This is a genomic window from Streptomyces sp. NBC_00285 (genome assembly GCF_036174265.1).
Lineage (GTDB): Bacteria > Actinomycetota > Actinomycetes > Streptomycetales > Streptomycetaceae > Streptomyces.
Window position 1 is genome coordinate 9,517,767 of the sequence record NZ_CP108055.1, and the last position, 17,121, is coordinate 9,534,887.

The window sequence follows — 17,121 nt, forward strand, 5'->3', positions numbered from 1 at the left end:
CGCGGTAGAGCGGCTGGCGCTCGCGGATCTGCTGGGAATCCGGTCGTAGCCTCTGGGGTAGAGCGTGCCGCGCAGACACCGCCGCGCCGAGAAAGTCCAGGTCAACGGGGTCGTCGTGATCTGGACCCTCGGCCCCTTTCTTTCTCGCTATTCGTCCCACGCCTGGATCAGGGTCTGCTCGGTGATCTTGCCGTCCCGCAGGGTCAGCATCGACTCGGAGAGGACGCGTACCCCGTCGGAGTACTCGCACGATTCGCTGAAGGCGACGTGATCGCCGTCGACGACGCACTGTTCCAGCTTGTGCGTCATGTCGCGGCTGTAGACGTCGTCGAGCATCGCGCTGATCTCGTCCCTGCCGTGCAGCACCGTGGGGTGGCTCGGCTGGCTGTTGCGGTCCACGACGCGTATCTCGGCGTCGTCCGCGTAGAGCGACAGAAGAGTCGCCGCAGTGTGTCCTTCGATGCCCCGGCGCAGTGCGTCGGCGTCGAAACCGGAGCGTGCCGCTGTGCCCATGGTGACCTCCTTCGAGGGCCGCGGCCCGACGAGGAGCGGGCCGCGTAGGGCCTCTTTCCTACGAGACTCCTCCGCCTCGGCGGTCACGGCAAGCCCAGTACGGGCGCTCCGCCTGATGAGTGAGCGGCGCGGGACGGCCGTGTCCGCGAGGGGGTCGCGGGCGTTGCTGACAACATGATCTCAACTCGACGTATCGTCGCCGCCGTCGGTCTCGCCGTCGGTGTCACCGGCCTCGCCGCCCCCCTCGCGAACGCGGCCGACGCGGCCACCCCGGAGGCGAGTCCGCTCAGCCCGATCGCCATGCTCGACTCGCTCGCGGCCAGCGACATCCCCGCGGAGCACAAGGCCGACATGCCGAAGGTCTCCGCGCAGCTGAACAAGGCCAACGACCTGTACAAGCTCAACGAGCTGCACCAGGTCACCGACCTCGCCGCCCCTGTCACCGGGCTGGTGCCCGCGGTCGAGGCCTGACCGCTCCCGCATGCACACCGAGGGCCGCCCGGATCACCGGGCGGCCCTCGACGCGTGTTCCCTCACGCCCAGGAAGTCGTGGTGCGAGATGTTCCACGAGTAGGCGGCGACCAGGGAGAACAGCACGCGATCACCCCTCCGCAGTTCTCCGTGCAGAAGTGCCGGTCGGCCATGGCCCTCAAGACCCAGCCGACGACCAGGTCGCCCGCGCTCTCGGTGACGTCCAGCGGCGGCCGGCCGGCGCCTGCGAGGCATGCCCGCGAACGGGAGATGCCGATCTACTGCAGAGGCCGGGAAACCGGCGGCGCGAACTCACGCCGCGGTGGCGAGGAACTGCGTCGCCGCCAGCTCCGCGTACAGCGGATCCCCGGCGACCAACTCCTGATGCGTCCCCACGGCCCGCACCCGCCCGGCATCCATCACCACGATCCGGTCGGCCATCGTCACCGTGGACAACCGATGGGCCACGACCAACACCGTGGTCGTACGCGCCACATCGGCCACCGTGTCCCGCAACGCCGCCTCGTTCACCGCGTCCAGCTGGGACGTGGCCTCGTCCAGCAGCAACAGCCGGGGCCGCCGCAACAACGCACGGGCGATCGCCACCCGTTGCCGCTCACCGCCCGACAGCCGCGTCCCCCGGTGCCCGACCAGCGTCTCCAACCCGCCGGGCAGCTTGGCCACCAGACCGTCGAGACGCGTCGTCCTCAGCACCCGCGCCACCGCGTCCTCGTCCGCCGCCGGGTTGCCCAGCAGCAGGTTCTCCCGCAGCGACCCCGACAGCACGGGCGCGTCCTGCTCCACATACCCGATCGCGGAACGGAGTTGGGGCAGATCCCACTCGGCGAGGTCCCGCCCGTCCAGCGTCACCGCCCCGGACTCGGGATCGTAGAACCGCTCGATCAGCGAGAACACCGTCGTCTTGCCCGCCCCCGACGGCCCGACGAACGCCGTCATCCCGCGCGCCGGCACATCGAAGGTCACCCCGTGATGGACGTACGGCAGATCGTCGGCATACCGGAACCGGACGTCCGCGAAGGCGACGGCCGCCGGTGCCGCCCCGTCGGCGGGCAGCGGCGCGGGCAGAGCCGCCGGTTCGGCAGGAAGTTGCAGCGCCTCCTGGATGCGGGCGAGCGCCGCCGCACCCGTCTGGTACTGGGTGATCGCCCCCACGACCTGCTGGATCGGCGACATGAGATAGAAGACGTACAGCAGGAACGCCACGAGCGTGCCGACGTCGATCGCCCCGGTCGCGACCCGTGCCCCGCCCACCGCGAGCACCGTGATGAACGCGATCTGCATCGCGAGGCCCGCCGTGTTGCCCGCCGCGGCCGACCACTTGGCGGCCCGCACACTCTGCCGCCACGACTCCTCGGCCGCCGCGTGCAGCGTCCGCTCCTCCCGGTGCTCGGCCCCGGACGCCTTCACCGTGCGCAGCGCCCCGAGGATCCGCTCCAGCGACGCGCCCATCACACCGACCGCGTCCTGTGCCTGCCGGCTCGCCCGGTTGATGCGGGGCACGATCACACCGAGAACCGTGCCCGCGGCCAGGATCACCGCCAGTGTGACGCCCAGCAGCACCGGGTCGACCAGGCCCATCATCACCACGGTCGCCACCAGCGTGAGGCCGCCGGTGCCCAGGCCCACCAGCGAGTCGGTGGTGACCTCGCGCAGCAGGGTGGTGTCCGAGGTGATCCGGGACATCAGATCGCCGGGTTCGGTACGGTCCACGGCCGTGATGCGCAGCCGCAGCAGATACGACGACAGTGCGCGCCGAGCGCCCAGCACCACCGACTCCGCGGTGCGCCGCAGTACATACGAACCAAGCCCGCCCATCGCCGCGTTGGTGATGACGAGCCCCGACATGATGAGCAACGCGCCGGTGATCGTACGGTCGTGGGACAGGTCGTCGATCAACTCCCTTGCCACCAGGGGCAGCAGCAGGCCGGTGGCTCCGGTCAGGAGCGAGAGCACGGCACCCGCCAGCAGGGTCCACCGGTGCGGCCGGACATATCCGAGGAGCAGCCGCCAGGTGGGCGGGCCGGTCTCCGTCTCGGCTGTGCTCACGGTGCTCCCTCGTACCTGGTGACGTGCTGGGCCTTCAGGCTACGTCGGCGCTCTCGCGCGGTGCGGTCGCCCAGCCCTCTTCGTCCTGGTCCGAGTGCCGTTACCGATCAGTCACGCGTAGGGTCGGACGGGACGTGCACCGGGCGACAGAAGGGGTCAGGCCATGGCGCAGGAGGTACGCGGGGTGATCGCACCCGGCAAGGACGAGCCGGTGCGGGTGGAGACGATCGTGGTGCCGGACCCGGGTCCGGGAGAGGCTGTCGTACAGGTGCAGGCCTGCGGGGTCTGTCACACCGATCTGCACTACAAGCAGGGCGGGATCAACGACGACTTCCCCTTCCTGCTCGGCCACGAGGCGGCCGGTGTCGTGGAGTCCGTCGGGGCGGGCGTCACCGATGTCGCGCCCGGCGACTTCGTGATCCTCAACTGGCGTGCGGTGTGCGGGAACTGCAGGGCCTGTCTGCGCGGGCGGCCCTGGTACTGCTTCGACACCCACAACGCCAAGCAGCGGATGACCCTCGCCTCGACCGGCCAGGAGCTCTCGCCCGCCCTGGGCATCGGCGCCTTCGCCGAGAAGACGCTGGTCGCCGCCGGACAGTGCACCAAGGTCGACCCCTCGGTCTCGGCGGCCGTGGCGGGGCTGCTGGGCTGCGGGGTGATGGCCGGCATCGGCGCCGCGATCAACACCGGGAACGTCGGCCGGGGCGACACCGTCGCCGTCATCGGCTGCGGTGGCGTCGGCGACGCGGCGATCGCAGGATCGAACCTCGCGGGCGCGGCGAAGATCATCGCCGTGGACATCGACGACCGCAAGCTGGAGAAGGCCCGCACGATGGGCGCCACCCACACCGTGAACTCCAAGGACACGGACGCGGTCGAGGCGATCCGCGAGCTGACCGGCGGCTTCGGCGCCGACGTCGTCATCGAGGCGGTCGGCCGCCCCGAGACGTACAAGCAGGCCTTCTACGCCCGCGACCTCGCCGGCACCGTCGTCCTGGTCGGCGTCCCCACCCCGGAGATGAAGCTCGAACTGCCGCTGCTGGACGTCTTCGGCCGCGGCGGCTCGCTCAAGTCGTCCTGGTACGGCGACTGCCTGCCCTCCCGCGACTTCCCGATGCTGATCGACCTGCACCTGCAAGGCCGCCTGGACCTGGAGGCGTTCGTGACCGAGACCATCCAACTCGACGAGGTGGAGAAGGCGTTCGAGCGCATGCACGACGGCGACGTCCTGCGTTCGGTGGTGGTGCTCTGATGGCCGCCCGCATCGAACGCCTCGTCACCTCCGGGCAGTTCAGCCTCGACGGCGGCACCTGGGACGTCGACAACAACGTCTGGATCGTGGGCGACGACCATGAGGCGATTGTCATCGACGCCGCGCACGACGCCGACGCCATCGCCGAGGCAGTCGGCGACCGCAGGCTCACCGCGATCATCTGCACCCACGCCCACAACGACCACATCGACGCCGCGCCCGCCCTCGCGGACCGTACCGGCGCGACGATCTGGCTGCACCCCGACGACCTGCCGCTGTGGAAGCAGACCCACCCCGACCGCGACCCCGACGCGCACCTGCGTGACGGTCAGGTCATCGAGGCGGCGGGCGCCGACCTGAGGGTGCTGCACACCCCCGGCCACGCCCCGGGCGCCGTCTGCCTCTACGACCCGGGCCTCGCCACCGTCTTCACCGGCGACACCCTGTTCCAGGGCGGCCCCGGCGCCACCGGCCGCTCCTGGTCCCACTTCCCGACGATCATCGACTCGATCCGCGACCGGCTGCTGGCCCTGCCGCCCGAGACGAAGGTCCTCACCGGCCACGGAGACCCCACCACCATCGGCGCGGAAGCCCCGAACCTGCAGGAGTGGATCGCCCGCGGCCACTGACGCGGACAGGTGAGAGACGCCGTACAAAACACGACAGAGGTTGTCCGACTTCCCCGTCATGCTCGTCCCGAGAAGCGAAAACGACATCGGGCACAACGGGAGGTCGGACATGTCACAGCCGCTGGAGGGCAAGGTCGCGCTGGTCGCCGGAGCGACACGGGGGGCCGGGCGCGGGATCGCCGTGGAGCTGGGGGCGGCGGGTGCCACCGTGTACGTCACCGGACGCAGCACACGGGCCCGCCGTTCCGAGTACGACCGCCCCGAGACCGTCGAGGACACCGCCGACCTCGTCACCGCGGCCGGCGGCCACGGCGTCGCCGTCCCCACCGACCATCTGGACCCGGCGCAGGTCCGCGCACTCGTCGACCGCGTCAGCGACGAGCAGGGCCGCCTCGACGTCCTCGTCAACGACATCTGGGGCGGCGAGAACCTCTTCGAGTGGGACAGCCCGGTGTGGCAGCACGACCTCGACAAGGGACTCAGGCTGCTCAGGCTCGCGGTCGAGACCCACGCGATCACCAGCCACCACGCCCTGCCCCTGCTGCTGCGCCGGCCCGGCGGCCTGGTCGTCGAGATGACCGACGGAACCGACGCCTACAACCGCGTGAACTACCGCAACTCCTTCTTCTACGACCTCGCCAAGACGTCCGTCCTGCGCATGGCCTTCTCCCTCGGCCACGAACTCGGCCCGCGCGGCGCGACCGCCGTCGCGCTCACCCCGGGCTGGCTGCGCTCGGAGATGATGCTCGACGCCTTCGGGGTGCGCGAGGACAACTGGCACGACGCCCTCGACCGCGTCCCCCACTTCGCCATCTCGGAGACCCCGCGCTACGTGGGCCGCGCCGTGGCCGCGCTCGCCGCCGACCCCGACGTGGCCCGCCGGAACGGCGAGTCCCTCGACAGCGGCTCGCTGGCGCGCACGTACGGCTTCACGGACCTCGACGGCAGCCGCCCCGACGCCTGGCGCTATCTGGTGGAGGTCCAGGACGCGGGCAAACCGGCGGACGCGACCGGTTACCGCTGAGGCGGCGGGCCGCTCGACGTCAGTGCCCAGCGCGCAGAGTGGCCCGGCGGCAGCGCGAGATCCTCCCGAACGGCCCGGTAGTACCCCTCGCGTCCGGCGCGCTGACGGTCCATCAGTGCCTGCCACGCGGCCGGGTCACGGGTCTCCGCCCGCAGGAAGGCCTCCATCTCCATCACGGTGACGACCCAGGTTCGGGCCTGCTCCACCGCCGTGGGGCTGCCGAGCAAAATCAGCGACTCCCCTGCCGGGTCCCGTGCGATCGTCGCCTCGGCCAGCTGTGACTCGGCTTCCTGGGGCGTCAAGGGGTGCGGGTGCGGATCGTTGCCGAAGTGGGCGGCGACCCGGTAGGTCAGCGTGACGGACCTCTTCAACGCCCGTGCGTATTCGGCGTACACCGCGAACTTACGGTCCTCCCAGCGGGCCGCCTGCTCCCGCTGGAAGCGGACCTGCTCGCCCCGCACCACCGCGAGATAGGAACCGAGCGCACCGATGACAACGCCTATGAGCGCGGGGAGTTGCTGCAAGAACGCGGACATGGACGCAACCTATCCGCCCGGTTGATCAGTCCGAGGGACAGTCCATCCATTCAGAGGTGCTTAAAGGTTGCTGTAGATCTTTTCACTTGTCCTTCGAGGATCTCTCGGGCAGCGTTCTCGTGTGCCGACACCCCCTTCCGCGTCGCCGTGGCGTACCGCAGACTTTCGCACCCTGTTCGCCGCCAGCACGCTCAGCCAGCTCGGGACGAACGTCAGCTATGTCGCCGTACCCCTGACCGCCGTCGTGGCCCTGGACGCCGACCCGGGCGAGGTCGGCGCCCTGGCCACGCTCAGCACCCTGGCGTTCCTGCTGATCGGGCTGCCCGCGGGGGCCTGGGTGGACCGGATGCGGCAGCGCACGGTGCTGGTCGGGGCGGATCTGGCCCGCGCGGCCCTGTTCGCCTCCGTCCCGCTCGCCTGGTGGGCGGACACGCTCAGCCTCGGCCAGCTGTACGCGGTCGTCCTCCTGAGCGGCTGCGCGACCGTGTTCTTCGACGTCGGTTCACAGAGCTTCCTGCCCCGGCTCGTGGACCGTGCGGCCCTGGTGCCCGCGAACACCGCCATGGTCGGACTCCAGGCGGTCGGCACCATCGCCGGACGCAGCGTGGGCGGCGCCCTGGTGCAGATGCTCACCGCCCCCGTCGCCGTCCTCTGCGCGTCGCTCACCTACTTCGCCTCGGCCGTCCAACTCGCCTTTCTCCGCCGTGAGGCCGCCGCACCCGGCCCCGCGGGCGGCACACCCTTGCGGGCCCAGATCGCCGAAGGGCTACGCCACGTCTTCGGCAACCCGGAACTGCGCGCCCTCGCGCTCACTGCCGCCCTCACCAACCTGGGCATGCAGACCGTCAACACCATGCTCCCGATCCTGTTCGTGCGCGAACTGCGTCTGCCCGCAGCCGCGTTGGGCGTCTTCTGGGCGGTCGGCGGGGTCGGTCTGCTCATCGGCGCCCGCTGCGCCCGCCCGCTCGCCGCGCGACTGGGGTACGGCCGTACGCTCGGCCTGGTCGGCGCCGTACTGGCACCCGCCGCGCTGCTCGTGCCGCTGATCGACCGGGGCCCCTGGTTGTGGCTCGCGGGCGCGGGCTGGGTGCTGGCCCTCTTCAAGACCGGCACGGACAACGTCCTGGGCGTGAGCCTGCGCCAGCACATGACCCCCGACGACCTGCTCGGCCGAATGAACGCCACGTTCCGGTTCGTGCTGACCGGGTCCCTCGCGATCGGTGCCGCGCTGTCCGGCCTGGTCGGTGAGCTGGCGGGAGTGCGCGTGACGCTGTGGCTGGGCGGGACCCTGATCGCCGTGGCCTTCCTGCCGGTGTTCCTCTCGCCCGTCCGCTCACGGCGCGGTCTCCCGGCCCAGCGGACGGCACCGCCCGTGGCGGCCCCGGCACCGAAGTGATCGCACGGATCACCCGCCGCCGTAGACCTGTGTGATCAGCCACAACCGTGCCGCACCCGGCCCCGCGCCGGGTACCCGGCGGGTAGCGTCGCCTCGCGGCCCGGGCGAACGCCGAGGTTTGTCACCGTTTCGTCGCAGGGTGCCCGGCGGTACAACGAAGTCGTGCGGACACCGGTCTACAGGGCAGAGATCGCAGGACCGTACTGAGGAGACAGGCCATGGGGGACATACGCAGACGGGGTGCAATCGCACTCGGGATCACCGGACTCGTCGCACCGCTGACACTCGTGCTGGGCGCCGCGCCCGCACAGGCGGCGAGCTGCACCGCGCAGGCGGGGCCGTACCAGAAGCAGGTGGAGAAGTTCCTCGGCCGTCCGGTCGACGGCAGGCAGTCCACCGCCGACTGCAAGGCGATCAAGGCGTTCCAGACCAAGCACGGCATCACGCCGAACGCCGGTTACGCGGGTTCCGTCACGTGGGGCGTGATGGACCTCATGAACAAGCAGAAGGCCGTCGGCAGCAACCCCAACAGGGCCGGCACGTGCCCGGTGAACAAGGGCCGCATCGCCTGCGTGAACCTCACCCTCCAGCTGAGCTGGATCCAGGACGGCAGCAGGCTCGTCTACGGCCCCGTCCCGGTCCGCACCGGCCGCGACGGCTACGAGACCCGCACCGGCCTGAAGAAGATCTACTGGCGCGACAAGAACCACGTCTCGTCGATCTACAACGTGCCCATGCCGTACAGCCAGTTCTTCGACGGCGGCCAGGCCTTCCACTCGGTGAACCTCAGCATGTGGAACCCGCCCGGCTCCCACGGCTGCACCAACATGACCCCCAAGGACGCCAAGAAGTACTGGTCCCTGCTGAAGACGGGCGACGACGTCTTCGTGTACGGCCGCAAGCCGGGCACCTGAGCGGGCACCCGGCTCGCGTCCCGCTACTGGGGCGCGTCCCCGAAGTCCGGGATCTCCAGCCTGGCCCCACCCTGCCGCGCCGAATCGTGCGCGATGATGCCCGGCAGGGTGTAGCGGGCCGCCACCCAGGCGTTGACCGAGGGCAGCGACCTGGTGTTCACCGCGGTCACGAAGTCGTCCACCAGGAAGTGGTGGCTGCCCTCGTGACCGTTGTGCAGGTTGTCGAACACCCGAGGCAGCCGCGCCCGGTCGTGCACCGGAGCCGAGCCCGAGGTGAACGCGGCCCGGAGATCCGGCGCGATGTGCTGAAGTGACGGGTCGTCAGGAGACATGGTGGGCTTGGGCTCCAGCAGCTCGCTGATGTCCTTGACGCCCTTCTTGTCCTGCCAGAAGGCGACGGTGGCGAGCTGCTCCATGCTCGCCTCCGTCCCGAAGAACCGGAAACGCGACTCCCGGATGTGGGACGGATAACCGACCCGCCGGAACTCGTTCGTACGGAACGACCCGCCGCCCGCCACCTCGAACAGTGCCGTCGCGTTCGAGATGTCGTTGCCGAACTTGCTGACGTCCTTGTCGAACACCCCGTCCCCGCGGTCGTCGACGACACCGATCGCCGATACGCTCACCGCGTGCGTCTGCCAGGCGCCCAGCACCCCGCCCACCGCGTGCGTGGGGTAGAGCAGCGGGGGATAGCTGGCGGTCTCCTTCCACTTCTCGCCGCCGCTGTACTGGTACGCCTCGTAGAACCCGAGGTCCATGTCGTGGACGTAGTCGCCCTCGGCGTAGAAGAGCCGTCCGAAGGCGCCCTCGGCGATCTGGTTGCGGGCGTGCACGGTCGCCGGGTTGTACTGGCTGGTCTCGCCCATCATGTACGTCAGCCCGGTCGCCCGGACCGCGTCGATGATCGCCGCGATCTCCTCCGTGGTGATCGCCATGGGGACCGCGGAGTACACGTGCTTGCCGGCGTTCAGGCCCTGGAGGACCAGGGGGCCGTGGGTCCAGCGCTGGGTGAAGATCGCGACCGCGTCGACGTCCTGCGACTCCAGCATGGCCTCGTACGTGGGGAAGGTGCCGGCCAGTTGCTGTGCGTCGGCGAGCCGCTCGGCCCGTTCGGGCAGCAGATCGGTGACGTAGACGTCACTGACACCGGGGTGGGCCTGGAACAGCGTGGCGAACTGGCCGGAGAACTGTCCGGCGCCGACGATGCCGATTGAGAACGTCATGACGTGCGTGCCCTTCAGGGGAGAGATCACTGGGAGAGGATCAGGTCGATCTGGTCGTTGGTCCGGTCGAGGCCGGTCACGGACTTGCCGTTGCCGAAGATGTCCTGCATGGCGGGATGCATCAACGCGTACACGTCCGCCGCGTAGTTGGTGATCGGGTAGGAGAAGGTGGTGAAGTCCTTCTTGTCGGCGATCGGCTCGGTGAAGGCCGTGACGTCGATGCCCTTCTTCTTGTAGGCGGCCACGGCGGCGGCGGTGCCGTCAGGAGTGGCCGGGAAGACGATGCCGTAGCTTCCCACCGTCTTCTGGCACTCCTGCGAGGACAGGTATGTCACCCACTTGCGCGCCCCCTCCTTGTTGCGGGCGTTCTTGGTGATGGAGTCGGCGAGCCCGTTCATCATGGTCGCGCGCTTGCCTGTGGGGCCCTCGGGCGTGACGGCGGTACGCATGTCGAGGCCCTTGAACCCGGCGTACGTCGAGATCATCCAGGCTCCGTCGAACGCGGTCGCCGCCTTGCCCGCCGCGATCTGGGTGTTGGCCTGGTTGGACTGGGAGTTGTAGTCGGTGAAGGGCGCCATGTAGCCCTTCTTCGCGAGGCCGAAGTACCACTTGATGACGGACTGGAACGTCCTGCTGTCGTACTGGTACCGCGTTCCCCACCGCTTCTTGTCGGTGTAGTTCCAGCCCGCGGAGGCCGCGAAGGTGCTCCACTGGGTCTGGCCGTCACCGTCCCCGCCGCCGTTGGTGGCGAGGCCGTACACCTTGACGTGGTTCTTGTCGAAGCCGGGTTCGTCGCCCCGCTTGCCGTTCCTGTCGACGGTCAGGTGGGCGATGGCCTTCTCGAAGGTGCCGCCGTCCCCGGGGTTCCACGACAGGTCGTTCAGCTGCGTGGCCGTGAGCCCGGCGGCGTCGGCCAGCTTCTTGTTGTAGAAGAGGGCGACGGTGTCCCAGTCCTTCGGCGCTCCGTAGCGGTGGCCGTCCTGGCCCATCCAGTTGGCCGCCAGGCCCGGCTGGTAGGCGGAGTCGTCGACGCCCAGGTTGTCGAGCGGTTCGAGGACTTTCAGGTCGGCGAACTGGCCGAACTTCTGGATGTGGTCGGTGAACACGTCCGGCTCGGTGCCCGCGATGAAACTCGCCGTGAGCTTGGTCCAGTAGTCGTCCCAGCCCAACTGGGTGATCTTCACGTGCAGTCCGGGGTTCTGCTTCTCGAAGTCCTTGGCGCAGGCCTGGTAGGCGGGCTGCTGGTTGGAGTCCCACAGCCAGTACGTCACCGTGTCCGACGCCGAGCCCGTCGTACCGCCCTGTGCACAGCCGGTCAGCGCCACCAGGCCCAGCGCGAGGGCACCGGCCAGCCGGGTGTGCGGTCGCATCCGTCGTGTACCGAGTCGCATGGGTGGTCCCCTACTTGATGCCGGTGAAGCTGATGGTGGACACGATGCGGCGCGCGAAGATCCCGAACAGCGCCAGCATCGGCAGCGCGGCGATGAGCGTCGCCGCCATGAGGCCCGACCAGTCGACGCCGGTCTGCGGGGTCTGTGCCCGGAAGATGGCCAGGGCGACGGTCAGCACACGTGAGTTGTCGCTGTACGACACCATCAGCGGCCAGAAGTAGTCGTTCCAGGACGTGATATACGTGAGCACGGCCAGCGTGAGGACCGGCGTGGACGCCATCGGCAGCAGCACCCGGAAGAAGATCCGCACCTTCCCGGCGCCGTCCAGCAGGGCCGCCTCCTCGACCTCACGGGGCACGTTCATGAAGAACTGCCGCAGGAAGAACACCGCGAACGGCGTCATGAACATCGTCGGCAGCGCGATGCCCAACAGGTTGTCGATCAGGCCGAGTTCCTTGATGAGCACGAAGTTCGGCAGCAGGGTGAAGATGGTCGGCACCATCAGACCGGCGAGGAACAGCGCGAACATCTGGTCGCGGCCCCGCCAGCGCAGCCGGGCGAACGCGTAGGCGGCCATCGCGGAGAAGAAGATCTGGCAGGCGGTCACCAGCGTCGAGACGATCACCGAGTTGAGCAGGTAGCGCCAGAACTTCAGTCCGCCGCCCGCGCCGCCCTGCGCGATCGCGTCCTTGGTGGACTCCAGGCCCAGGGCGCGGGCGAATCCGGTTCCGGTCAGGCCCACCGGCAGTGGGTCGGAGGCGTGGGCGGCGAGCCCCGAGTTGGTGGACAGCGCGGTGCGCAGAATCCAGTAGAACGGCAGCAGGGTCACGAGCATGATCGCGCCCAGTGCGGCCCAGGCCAGGACCCGGCCGGGGGTGAGGGGACGGCGCCCGGTGGGCCGTACGCGTGTCGTGGTGGTGGTGGTGGTCACGGCAGCCATGTCGACTCCTTCCGGGTCAGCCGAGGTCGGTCTGACCGGCTCGGGTGAGCCGGTACTGGAGGAAAGTGATCGCGCTCAGCACGACCAGCAGGGCGACGGACATCGCGGAGGCGTAGCCGAACTGGAAGCGGCCGAAGGCCGATTGGTAGATGTAGAACTGGAGCACGTTGGTGGCGTTGGCCGGTCCGCCCGCGGTCGTCACGGCGACCGTGTCGAACACCTGGAACGAACCGATCACGGTCATGATCAGCACGACCGCGAGAACCGGCCGCAACAGCGGCATGGTGATCCGCCAGAACATCCGCCACTCGCTCGCGCCGTCCACCTTCGCCGCCTCGTACATGTCGTTCGGGATGGCCATGAGCCCCGCGAACAGGAGCAGCGCGGTGTAGCCGACGTGCCGCCACACGTTGATCAGCGCGATCGTCGGGATCGCCCAGGTCTCGTCGGCGAGGAAGGGGATCCGGTCGAAGCCGAGCCCGGCGATGATCTCGTTGCCGATGCCGAGCTGGTTGTCGAGGATCCACAGCCACACCAGGCCCGCGACGACGTTCGACATCAGATACGGGGTGAGCACGACCCCGCGCAGCACCGCGGACTGCGTCAGGCGCTGCAGCAGGACGGCGATGGCGAGAGCGGACACCGTCTGGACACCGATGTTGATGACCACGTACTCGACGGTGACCTTCAGCGAGTCCCAGAAGATCGGGTCGTGGATCATCCGCTCGTAGTTGGCGAGGCCCACCCATTTCGCCGGGGTCAGCAGGTTGAAGCGGGTGAAGCTCAGATAGATGCCCCGCAGTGTCGGCCAGAGCAGGAAGACCACGAATCCCAGCAGGGCCGGAGCTATGAACACCGCGGCGAGCCGCCCGTCCCCACGACTGTGACCGCCCCCGCCCCGGTCGGCCCTCGGTATGGTCCGGGCCCCTTCCGCGCTGCCTGTCGGCAGACGCGACGGGGGACTGCTGGAGGCGATCGTCATCGGGAGACTCCCTTGTCTGCTGCGGCTCATCCTCGACCACTTACTTTTGTGGCGGAAGAATCAAAGCGTCAAGGGGTGCGCAGATATCTTTTCAGGGCCGAGGTGGCGGTTGTAACATGTCCATGTTGCTTTCGTGATGAAAGAAATCATGTGGGAGTCTGACCTTCATGACCGCAGTTGCCGCCAGCTGGCTCCCCCTGAGTACCGGCGAACGCTCGGTGGCGATCGAGGTGCTCGTCCACGGCCCTCTGTCGCGCACCGAACTCGCCCGGCGCCTCGACCTCTCCGCGGGCAGCCTCACCCGGCTGACCAAACCGCTCATCGAGTCGGGCCTGCTGGTCGAGGTCCCCGAGGCGGGCACCCCGGCCGAGGTGCGCCAGGGGCGTCCCTCGCAGCCCCTCGACGTCGTCGCCGAGTCCCGGTCCTTCATCGGCTTCAAGATCACCGAGGACATGGTCTACGGCGTCGTCACCACCCTTAGGAGCGAGATCGTCGCCCGCCACGACCGCCCCCTCGCCGACCATGACCCCGCTCGGGTCGCCGACCTGCTCGCGGAGATGACCGCCGAACTGGCCCGCACGCATCCGCGGCTCGCTGGCATCGGCATCGGGGTCGGCGGACTGGTCCAGGAGCGGGCCGTGGTCGGCGAGTCCCCGTTCCTGCACTGGCGGGACGTCCCTCTGGGTGAACTCGTCGAGGAGCGCACGGGGTTGCCGGTCGTCGTGGAGAACGACGTCTCCGCCCTTGTCGAGGCCGAGACCTGGTTCGGTGCCGGGCGCGGGCTCGACCGCTTCGTCGTCCTCACCATCGGCGCGGGCATCGGCTACGGCCTCGTCCTGGGCGGCCGGCGCGTCCCCTACGCCGAGGAGGACCGCGGCTTCGGACGGCACTGGATCATCGACCCGGGCGGCCCGCTCACCCCCGACGGCACCCGGGGAAGCGCCGTCTCCCTCCTCGCCATCCCCAACATCCGCTACCAGGTCCGGGCCGCCACCGGCCGCGACCACACCTACGAGGAGATCCTCGCCCTCGCCGCGGCCGGTGAGCCCATGCCCGCCCGCGTCATCGACGAGGCGGGGCGCGCCCTCGGTGTCCTGGTCGCCCAGATCGCCAACTTCGCCATGCCGCAGAAGATCCTGCTCGCCGGTGAGGGCGTCGGACTCATGGACGTGGCCGGCAAGACCGTCGAGGACACGATCCGCGCCCACCGGCACCCGCTGGCCACCCCGATCGACGTGGAGACGAAGGTGTCCGACTTCCACGACTGGGCCCGTGGAGCGGCTGTGCTGGCGATCCAGGTGCTGGTCCTGGGTGTGGCCGAGGTGTGAAGCGGGCCGCGCTCCTTGACAGAAGGACGTGATCAGTAACACGGTCCGATATGCCCTTTTGTTCTGTGATCGCTCACGGTGCCTTCACTTCCTGAACCGTATGCTTCACACCATGTGCACCACTGTTGAACCCGTTACCGATCGATCGGCCGACGAGGTCAACGAGGAGATCCGGGCCCTGTGGCGCCGGGCGGGCGGGACACTGAGCGGCGAGCAGCGCGAGGAGTACCAGCGTCTCGTCCTGGAGTGGGCCCTCGCCGCTCCACAGCCGGTCCAGGCGGCCTGACAGTCCCGTCGGCGGGACTCGCATCGGCTTCCCGGGGCATCCCTGACGGGATGGGTCCTCTCCTCGCGCCGGCCTCAGCGGTCTGCTGTCCCGTCGCGCGCACTTCGCCGCCGTCACCTTCCTCGGCCGGCTCGGCGGCCTCCTCGCCACCGCGGCCGCGCTTCTCCTGCCCGCCGACGCCGTACGGCCCGTCGACCTCCTGTGGGGCGCGCTGTGGATGGTCTGCGGCGGCGGCGTGGACGACGGCGGGGGGAGTGCCCGACGGGCTGCCGGCCAGCGCAGGCGTCGCGCTCCAGTACATCGCGCTCGCCCAGGCGGGCGCCTCCAGCGGGCTGTGGCCGGTGGCCGCGGGGCGCATGGCGGCCGTACTCGTCCTGCTCCCCGTTGCGGCGCGGCACCCCGGACGACTGCGCCTGCCGCCTCTGCGAGCCCTTCAGGCGCTGCTGGTCGGAGCGGGCGCGGCCCTCGGACTCATCCCGTATCTCCTGGCCGCCCAACGGCAGTTGCCGGCGGTCGCCGTCGTGCTCGCCTCGCTGTATCCGGCCCTTCCCGTGATCCTCGGGCCGGCTCTCCTGCACGAGAGGCTCAGCCGGATGCAGCTGGCCGGACTGGTGGGGGCGGCGCTCGCCACGGTTCTGCTCAGCCTGGGGGTGAGAGCGGGGGGAGGGCTGTTCGGCCCTGGCCTCCTCAGCCCCAAGTCGCCGAGTAGTACCGCTGATAGGCCCTGCGGTCCTGTTCCGAGCGGATGTACCGCGTGGCCACCAGCGCGATCAGGCTTCCGCCCACGACCAGCAGCCCGGGCCCGATGTTCCGGGTGTCCGTGAGCCGGCTCAGCAGCGGTGTGCCCGGCGCCCCCTCGACCGCCGCCGAGGAACCGGGAGAGGCGGCACCGGGAGCGACCGAGCCCTGCGCGGAGGTGGCCGACGGCGCGGGGGACGGGGCGCCGGCCGCGGCCGGGTTCGTCACGAGCAGCTTCACGTTGAGCGCCGTCAACGCCGTGGTCACCGGCTCGAAGAACGTCGTACCGCCCTGCTTGCAGTCACCGCTGCCGCCCGAGGTGATGCCGAGCGCGATCCCCTCGGAGAACATAGGGCCGCCGCTGTCTCCGGGCTCGGCGCACACGTTCGTCTCGATCAGGCCGGTGACCGTGCCCTCCGGGTAGTTGACCGTCGCGTTGAGGGAGGTCACCTTGCCGTCGCGCAGTCCGCTGGTGCTGCCGCTGCGGAACACCCGCTGGCCGATGGACGGATCGCCCGCGCCGGTGATCTGCACGCCCTTGCCGTTGCCGATGAACACGACGCCCGCCCCGTCGCCCGCCTTCCCGTTGGCGTACTGCACCAGGGAGAAGTCGTTGCCCGGGAAGTTCTGCGTGACGGTCTTGCCCAGCTGGTTGGTGCCCCCGGTGTCCGAGAACCAGATGGAACCGGTGGGGCCGCAGTGCCCGGCGGTGAGGATGAAGTCGCTCTGGCCGTTCGTCACGTTGAAGCCCGCCGAACAGCGCCCGCCGGTCGACAGGATCGGCTGCGCCCCGTTCAGCTGGGGCGTGAACGTGCCCTCGGTGCGCTCCGTCTTCACGAAGCCGCCGATGCCGTCCGCGACCTTCGTCATCGCGGACCAGTCGGACGCGGAGACGGTGTTGTCGCCCTGCACCACCACCTCGTTGGTCCGGTAGTTCATCGACCAGGCGGTGCCGGCGACCCGGGGCGCCGAACGCAGCGTCTTCGCGGCCGACTTGAGTTCGTTCATGCTGTGGTCGACGACCTTGGCCACGGCGCCCGCGCTGCGCACCTCGGCGGCCGCGTTCTCGTCGGTGACCGCCACCACCGGCTTGCCGTCCGCGCCGATCCAGGTGCCGGCCGTGCGGGAGCTGCCCAGCCGGGCCACGAGATCCGCCCCCGTCTGTCCCGCCTCCATGGCGAACGTGCGCGGCAGGGCGGTGGTGGCGGGAGTCTCGCTCGCGACGGCCCGCGTGACCATCGTTCCTCCCAGGAGGAGTCCGCCGACGGCCGCCAGCCGTGCCACTCGCCGGACGACCCGTCGTCGTGCGTGCCTCATGCATGGCTCCCGAACCTGAACAAGCGGTGTCTGCACCGCAGGGCCCTCTGATCGTCGAGTGCCCTCCTTGAGTACGTGGCCCGGGCAGGGCGCGTTCACCGCATCGCGGTGATC

16 protein-coding genes and 1 pseudogene are annotated in these 17,121 nt (G+C 69.7%); 9 read left to right on the top strand and 8 right to left on the bottom strand.

What is annotated here, in order from left to right; all coding sequences use genetic code 11:
- Window positions 1-147: 147 nt before the first annotated feature.
- Window positions 148-513 (bottom strand): nuclear transport factor 2 family protein, encoded by a 366-nt coding sequence (locus tag OHT57_RS43615; RefSeq protein WP_328752505.1) that lies wholly within the window; start codon window positions 511-513, stop codon window positions 148-150.
- Between the two features lie 174 nt (window positions 514-687).
- Here OHT57_RS43615 and OHT57_RS43620 point away from each other — a divergent pair, with 174 nt between their 5' ends.
- Window positions 688-984 (top strand): hypothetical protein, encoded by a 297-nt coding sequence (locus OHT57_RS43620; RefSeq protein WP_328752506.1) that lies wholly within the window; start codon window positions 688-690, stop codon window positions 982-984.
- Between the two features lie 312 nt (window positions 985-1,296).
- Here OHT57_RS43620 and OHT57_RS43625 read toward each other — a convergent pair whose 3' ends face one another.
- A complete protein-coding gene (locus OHT57_RS43625) occupies window positions 1,297-3,051 on the bottom strand; it encodes an ABC transporter ATP-binding protein (RefSeq protein WP_328752507.1) in 1,755 nt (584 codons plus the stop codon).
- Between the two features lie 163 nt (window positions 3,052-3,214).
- On the opposite strand from OHT57_RS43625, the gene OHT57_RS43630 reads away from it, so the two are divergent.
- The 3 genes from OHT57_RS43630 to OHT57_RS43640 all read left to right on the top strand — a co-directional run bounded on the left by OHT57_RS43630 (window position 3,215) and on the right by OHT57_RS43640 (window position 5,956).
- Window positions 3,215-4,303 carry an S-(hydroxymethyl)mycothiol dehydrogenase gene (locus OHT57_RS43630; RefSeq protein WP_328752508.1) on the top strand — a complete coding sequence of 363 codons (1,089 nt, stop codon included), beginning with the start codon at window positions 3,215-3,217 and terminating at the stop codon, window positions 4,301-4,303.
- Window positions 4,303-4,932 carry an MBL fold metallo-hydrolase gene (locus OHT57_RS43635; RefSeq protein ID WP_328752509.1) on the top strand — a complete coding sequence of 210 codons (630 nt, stop codon included), beginning with the start codon at window positions 4,303-4,305 and terminating at the stop codon, window positions 4,930-4,932. The genes OHT57_RS43630 and OHT57_RS43635 overlap by 1 nt, the downstream gene beginning before the upstream one ends.
- 109 nt (window positions 4,933-5,041) lie before the next feature.
- Window positions 5,042-5,956: an SDR family oxidoreductase gene (locus OHT57_RS43640; protein ID WP_328752510.1), complete on the top strand. Its 915-nt coding sequence runs from the start codon at window positions 5,042-5,044 to the stop codon at window positions 5,954-5,956.
- On the opposite strand, the gene OHT57_RS43645 is transcribed toward OHT57_RS43640, so the two are convergent.
- Window positions 5,947-6,492, bottom strand: coding sequence for a hypothetical protein (locus OHT57_RS43645; RefSeq protein ID WP_328752511.1), 546 nt, complete (start codon window positions 6,490-6,492; stop codon window positions 5,947-5,949). The two genes, OHT57_RS43640 and OHT57_RS43645, sit on opposite strands and share 10 nt — an antisense overlap.
- A gap of 121 nt (window positions 6,493-6,613) precedes the next feature.
- Between OHT57_RS43645 and OHT57_RS43650 the strand changes: the two genes are divergently transcribed.
- Together OHT57_RS43650 and OHT57_RS43655 are read left to right on the top strand one after the other, a co-directional pair.
- Window positions 6,614-7,888, top strand: coding sequence for an MFS transporter (locus tag OHT57_RS43650; RefSeq protein WP_328752512.1), 1,275 nt, complete (start codon window positions 6,614-6,616; stop codon window positions 7,886-7,888).
- A 218-nt stretch (window positions 7,889-8,106) separates the two neighbouring features.
- Window positions 8,107-8,802, top strand: coding sequence for a L,D-transpeptidase family protein (locus OHT57_RS43655; protein ID WP_328752513.1), 696 nt, complete (start codon window positions 8,107-8,109; stop codon window positions 8,800-8,802).
- A 23-nt stretch (window positions 8,803-8,825) separates the two neighbouring features.
- On the opposite strand, the gene OHT57_RS43660 is transcribed toward OHT57_RS43655, so the two are convergent.
- The 4 genes from OHT57_RS43660 to OHT57_RS43675 are packed head-to-tail and all read right to left on the bottom strand — an operon-like array spanning window position 8,826 to window position 13,338.
- Complete coding sequence (locus OHT57_RS43660; protein ID WP_328752514.1) at window positions 8,826-10,025, bottom strand: Gfo/Idh/MocA family protein; 1,200 nt, start codon at window positions 10,023-10,025, stop codon at window positions 8,826-8,828.
- A 26-nt stretch (window positions 10,026-10,051) separates the two neighbouring features.
- Window positions 10,052-11,416, bottom strand: a complete 1,365-nt coding sequence (locus OHT57_RS43665) for an ABC transporter substrate-binding protein (protein WP_328752515.1) — start codon at window positions 11,414-11,416, stop codon at window positions 10,052-10,054.
- 10 nt (window positions 11,417-11,426) lie between these two features.
- Complete coding sequence (locus OHT57_RS43670) at window positions 11,427-12,356, bottom strand: carbohydrate ABC transporter permease (RefSeq protein ID WP_328752516.1); 930 nt, start codon at window positions 12,354-12,356, stop codon at window positions 11,427-11,429.
- Between the two features lie 16 nt (window positions 12,357-12,372).
- On the bottom strand, window positions 12,373-13,338 hold the full coding sequence (locus tag OHT57_RS43675; protein WP_328752517.1) for a carbohydrate ABC transporter permease: 966 nt from the start codon (window positions 13,336-13,338) through the stop codon (window positions 12,373-12,375).
- A 167-nt stretch (window positions 13,339-13,505) separates the two neighbouring features.
- On the opposite strand from OHT57_RS43675, the gene OHT57_RS43680 reads away from it, so the two are divergent.
- From OHT57_RS43680 to OHT57_RS47570, 3 genes and pseudogenes are all read left to right on the top strand, one after another.
- Complete coding sequence (locus OHT57_RS43680) at window positions 13,506-14,666, top strand: ROK family transcriptional regulator (RefSeq protein WP_328752518.1); 1,161 nt, start codon at window positions 13,506-13,508, stop codon at window positions 14,664-14,666.
- A gap of 100 nt (window positions 14,667-14,766) precedes the next feature.
- Window positions 14,767-14,952: a hypothetical protein gene (locus OHT57_RS43685; RefSeq protein WP_328752519.1), complete on the top strand. Its 186-nt coding sequence runs from the start codon at window positions 14,767-14,769 to the stop codon at window positions 14,950-14,952.
- A 356-nt stretch (window positions 14,953-15,308) separates the two neighbouring features.
- Window positions 15,309-15,536 (top strand): annotated as a pseudogene (locus OHT57_RS47570) (multidrug DMT transporter permease); the annotation flags it as partial.
- A gap of 103 nt (window positions 15,537-15,639) precedes the next feature.
- Here the strand turns inward: OHT57_RS47570 and OHT57_RS43695 are convergent.
- Window positions 15,640-17,007 (bottom strand): S1 family peptidase, encoded by a 1,368-nt coding sequence (locus OHT57_RS43695; protein ID WP_328752520.1) that lies wholly within the window; start codon window positions 17,005-17,007, stop codon window positions 15,640-15,642.
- Window positions 17,008-17,121 lie beyond the last annotated feature (114 nt).

Coding starts and splice junctions, on each gene's coding strand:
- OHT57_RS43615 (WP_328752505.1), bottom strand. CDS start 513: ATGGGCACAGCGGCACGCTCCGGTTTCGACGCCGACGCACTGCGCCGG.
- OHT57_RS43620 (WP_328752506.1), top strand. CDS start 688: ATGATCTCAACTCGACGTATCGTCGCCGCCGTCGGTCTCGCCGTCGGT.
- OHT57_RS43630 (WP_328752508.1), top strand. CDS start 3,215: ATGGCGCAGGAGGTACGCGGGGTGATCGCACCCGGCAAGGACGAGCCG.
- OHT57_RS43635 (WP_328752509.1), top strand. CDS start 4,303: ATGGCCGCCCGCATCGAACGCCTCGTCACCTCCGGGCAGTTCAGCCTC.
- OHT57_RS43640 (WP_328752510.1), top strand. CDS start 5,042: ATGTCACAGCCGCTGGAGGGCAAGGTCGCGCTGGTCGCCGGAGCGACA.
- OHT57_RS43645 (WP_328752511.1), bottom strand. CDS start 6,492: ATGTCCGCGTTCTTGCAGCAACTCCCCGCGCTCATAGGCGTTGTCATC.
- OHT57_RS43655 (WP_328752513.1), top strand. CDS start 8,107: ATGGGGGACATACGCAGACGGGGTGCAATCGCACTCGGGATCACCGGA.
- OHT57_RS43660 (WP_328752514.1), bottom strand. CDS start 10,025: ATGACGTTCTCAATCGGCATCGTCGGCGCCGGACAGTTCTCCGGCCAG.
- OHT57_RS43665 (WP_328752515.1), bottom strand. CDS start 11,416: ATGCGACTCGGTACACGACGGATGCGACCGCACACCCGGCTGGCCGGT.
- OHT57_RS43670 (WP_328752516.1), bottom strand. CDS start 12,356: ATGGCTGCCGTGACCACCACCACCACCACGACACGCGTACGGCCCACC.
- OHT57_RS43675 (WP_328752517.1), bottom strand. CDS start 13,338: ATGACGATCGCCTCCAGCAGTCCCCCGTCGCGTCTGCCGACAGGCAGC.
- OHT57_RS43680 (WP_328752518.1), top strand. CDS start 13,506: ATGACCGCAGTTGCCGCCAGCTGGCTCCCCCTGAGTACCGGCGAACGC.
- OHT57_RS43685 (WP_328752519.1), top strand. CDS start 14,767: ATGCTTCACACCATGTGCACCACTGTTGAACCCGTTACCGATCGATCG.
- OHT57_RS43695 (WP_328752520.1), bottom strand. CDS start 17,007: ATGAGGCACGCACGACGACGGGTCGTCCGGCGAGTGGCACGGCTGGCG.